Genomic DNA, 3506 nt, shown 5'->3' with positions numbered 1-3506 from the left:
CTCTCGATCTGTCCGTGCTTGAAAAGTACATACCACACATGCGTGATAGATAGATCGTGCTCATAAGCAATTTGAGTTTCGTCGTGGCCTTCCTTGTGCATCGCCACGATATCCTGCTCGTCAATTTCGTCCACCCCGCAACCGTCTGATTTATGCGCATGAATGTACGTTGGCTCCCGCTCTGTGTTTATGATTGATCGCACGTCTTGAATGCCTGCTGATATAAGCCATGTGTTTAGTTGGTCACTTACATTCATTCTGCGCCACCTCCCGCTCTTTACGAAAAGTCTCTTTAGCCAATCTTCTTTCAAATTCTCTTGATTTTCTTTCAAACATATTTATAGCGCTTTCTGCAATATCCACCATCTTCCAGTATTCTCGGCTGGTGTCGTAAGTGAATTACCCCGCCCTAAAGGACAGGGCTTCCAGCTTCATTGGCAGCAGCGTGAACAGAGGATTTGCGTCCTCTGCCACGTCTAACATTGCCTCGACTGGCAGTACCGACGATTCCCGCCGCTATCATTCTTTTCGCTTCGAGTGCGATATTTTTAGACGCATTGATGTCACGATTATGCACCGTAGAGCAGTTATCACACTTCCAAGAGCGAATATTCAAAGGCATTTTGCTTGCTATTACGCCGCAGCAAGAGCAGGCTTTAGAACTCGGAAAGAAGCGATTAACTTCAACATACCCTTTGCCTAATTTTTCTGCTTTGTATTTCAGCATAATAGTGAACATACCCCATCCTGCATCACTGATTGATTTTGCAAGACAGTGATTTTTTACCATGCCTTTAATATGCAAATCTTCGACCGCTATAACCTGAACTTGGCTATCGTTCACTAACTTATGCGATATTTTGTGCAAATGATCTTTTCTAGCATTTGCTATTCTTTCATGCACTTTGGCAACTTTTAATCTTGCCTTGTTGCGCGAATTACTGCCTTTTACCTTGCGAGATAATTTCTGTTGTTTGCGCTTTAAATTCTTCTGATGCTTATTTATGTGTTTTGGATTATCAAACTTTGAGCCATTGCTGGTAATAGCAATATGCGTCAAGCCAACATCAACACCCAATATCTCACCATCATAAGAAACATCTGGTTGAATTAAGTCGTTCTCGGAAAGTATCGATGCAAAATATTTACCAGAAGGTGTTTTGCTAATAGTAACCGTTTTGATTTTCCCAATGATTTCTCGGTGAACTTTTGCTTTAACATGACCGATCTTAGGCAGGAACAACTTTCTGCCATCAACTATCTTTACGCCTTGCGGATACTGAATAGTTTGCTTTCCGTGTTTCGATTTGAAATTAGGAAACTGTGCTCTACCTTCAAAGAAATTAACAAAGCCACGGGATAAATTTAAACTAACACTTTGCAATACCTGACTGTGAACATTAGACAGCCAATCATGCTCTTGCTTGAGTTTAGGCAGCCTTGCGTTCATGGCGTATTGGCCTAAACCTTTGCCGGTATCGTGATACAACCTTTGGGTTTCAGCAAGGCTATTATTCCAGAACCAACGAGCACAGCCAAACGCATTAGACAGCTTATCAACTTGCTTATCGTCTGGATATATTCTAATTTTGGTTGCTGTAATCATACAGTTTATTATAAATATGTTTTTATAATAAGTCAAGCTGATCTATGGTCTTATACGCTTATATCCCCCACCTGAAGGAAGGGGATTTACGCTATTATTTGTTAAGCCATGCCATGGCAGCCATTGACATCCTCACCTCCTACAACGCAATTTTGGGCGGCAAAATTCCCTGACTATGTAGCCACGATGCCAACCTCACCGCCCTCATTCCACGAGATTTTCTAATCTCCCTCCAATAAGAAGTTTCCTTTATTGATGGCCTTTTAAATAACTTTTTCCAAAAAGGAACGTCTTCTGGATATGGTCCTATATTTTCCTCGTAATAAGATTTCAATTGTTTTTCTGCTGTTTGAATCGCTTTCTGCTTGTTGAATCTCACTTTTTCACCTCCACAATCCCCTCTTCAAACCAAACCGCCACTGTTTTCACCCAAGCATCCATCCACATTTCTCGCTTTTCCTCTTTTGTTAGTTTTCCTGCTCGACCGTCAATTTGATCATGACAATGCATACAAACATAGCAAACGTAAAAGTCAGCAGTTTTGTGAGCAAAACCCCTGCCATGCGCCAAAGAATTTGAATGAGCCGCAACAGTAGTCCCAATACTTCCGCACAGCACGCAAGGCCTGTCACGAGCTGCATCAAGGAGTTTTTTGTTGCGGTAGGTCACGCATCACATCCATATATGCTGATATAAACTCGACACCGCATCCAACAACAATCGCATTACCATATCCCTTTAATCTCATCGCGTGCGCTTCCGTCGAGTAGTTGGCATTAATCTCTTGACACGGATCGCCGCTATACACCACTCCTTCGGAAGCCCCATCAACCACCGGTTTTATTCCATCGCTCACAATCCATGCTCTCTGACCAAATACCAATCTGATCCTATCTTTTTCTTGGTCATCAAGGGATCGCCATACTTCTGATAGCGGGTATTGTGAGTCCAGCAAAGACTGTTCTTCATTGCTGGTTTTTCGCAATGTCTGCAGGTAATACGCACCATCGGAGCCGAAAAGTGTTTCGAGTGAGCCTCTCTGTGACATTGAGAACACAATGTCATCAAATTCGATGTAGAGTTGTTCAAAGGATTTTCGTCCACATGATGAACATGAAGTGAAGTTGTTTTTCCACACACCTCGCAACAATTCTTCACCATTTTCTTGGATTGCCTGTAAGCACTCCTTGAATTCCGAACCTTCATCACACCATCGTATGCCTTGGCCATGCAATCCCTGCCGCAATATTTCCGTCTTTTGAAAACCGATAGGTCCTCTAGTCGAGAATTTATTCTCTTTCTCTCCATTTTCTTGTTGCAAAGCTGGCAATATTTCTCTGGATCTTGTTTGATTTGAGTGACCATTTATCTCCCTTTCTTCTTCATTGATCTTTTCGCCTTTATTGCAGCAGCACACCATTCCGGTGGTAAACCCATGAGCCATCTTGATAGAGCTGGATTCAACCGGCCTGTATTTGTTGTCTCGGCAATAGAGCCAATCAACCCCACCTGCTGCGTCAACGGAATTCCGGTATCTGATGGTCTCGGTGGTTTTATTCCCCTGATCGCATCCGTCGCTGTTGGGCTTGCCCATCCCGCTAACTGCGCCACTCTCGGCAGCGTGTCCTTTCTCTCCTTCCCGGCTTTCCGATATCTGCTTTTTTCCAGAACCCCCGTGTCCTTGTAATCCCTCGCTGATAGCGTGGGCCACCCAGTACAATCTCTGTCTGATGTGTGCCGCCGTGAGGCTGTGTGCTCCATATACGATATGCCCAACGGCGTAGTTTTCCGCTTCCATTTCTGCACGTAAATCATCGAGCCAACCAAATTTAATCGCTCTTGCAACCTGTTCTCCAAAGATCGTGTCAGGCTTGCACTGTCTAACGAGTTCGAGGAAATG

The 3506-nt window shown here is 43.7% G+C and carries 7 protein-coding genes; 1 reads left to right on the top strand and 6 read right to left on the bottom strand.

The window, feature by feature from the left end; genetic code table 11:
- From J5I83_RS09010 to J5I83_RS14550, 6 genes are all read right to left on the bottom strand, one after another.
- On the bottom strand, positions 1-203 hold a 203-nt coding region (locus tag J5I83_RS09010), incomplete at its 3' end, for a hypothetical protein (RefSeq protein WP_304055167.1).
- Positions 204-409: 206 nt separating this feature from the next.
- Positions 410-1606, bottom strand: a complete 1197-nt coding sequence (locus J5I83_RS09005) for an RNA-guided endonuclease TnpB family protein (protein WP_304055165.1) — start codon at positions 1604-1606, stop codon at positions 410-412.
- A gap of 139 nt (positions 1607-1745) precedes the next feature.
- Positions 1746-1985 (bottom strand): hypothetical protein, encoded by a 240-nt coding sequence (locus J5I83_RS09000; protein ID WP_304055164.1) that lies wholly within the window; start codon positions 1983-1985, stop codon positions 1746-1748.
- Complete coding sequence (locus tag J5I83_RS08995; RefSeq protein ID WP_304055162.1) at positions 1982-2275, bottom strand: nuclease domain-containing protein; 294 nt, start codon at positions 2273-2275, stop codon at positions 1982-1984. The genes J5I83_RS09000 and J5I83_RS08995 overlap by 4 nt, the downstream gene beginning before the upstream one ends.
- Complete coding sequence (locus J5I83_RS14555; RefSeq protein ID WP_369683411.1) at positions 2247-2462, bottom strand: hypothetical protein; 216 nt, start codon at positions 2460-2462, stop codon at positions 2247-2249. Before J5I83_RS14555 ends, J5I83_RS08995 begins: the two co-directional genes overlap by 29 nt.
- On the bottom strand, positions 2459-2767 hold the full coding sequence (locus J5I83_RS14550) for an HNH endonuclease (protein ID WP_369683412.1): 309 nt from the start codon (positions 2765-2767) through the stop codon (positions 2459-2461). Before J5I83_RS14550 ends, J5I83_RS14555 begins: the two co-directional genes overlap by 4 nt.
- Before the next feature lie 196 nt (positions 2768-2963).
- Here J5I83_RS14550 and J5I83_RS14545 point away from each other — a divergent pair, with 196 nt between their 5' ends.
- The gene (locus tag J5I83_RS14545) at positions 2964-3293 is read left to right on the top strand and encodes a hypothetical protein (protein WP_369683410.1); all 330 of its coding nucleotides are present in this window, start codon (positions 2964-2966) and stop codon (positions 3291-3293) included.
- Positions 3294-3506 lie beyond the last annotated feature (213 nt).

This window comes from Nitrosomonas communis (assembly GCF_024102715.1).
GTDB lineage: Bacteria > Pseudomonadota > Gammaproteobacteria > Burkholderiales > Nitrosomonadaceae > Nitrosomonas > Nitrosomonas communis_B.
The sequence above is the reverse complement of the archived record's forward strand: the minus strand, read 5'-3'. Positions and strand labels throughout refer to the sequence as shown.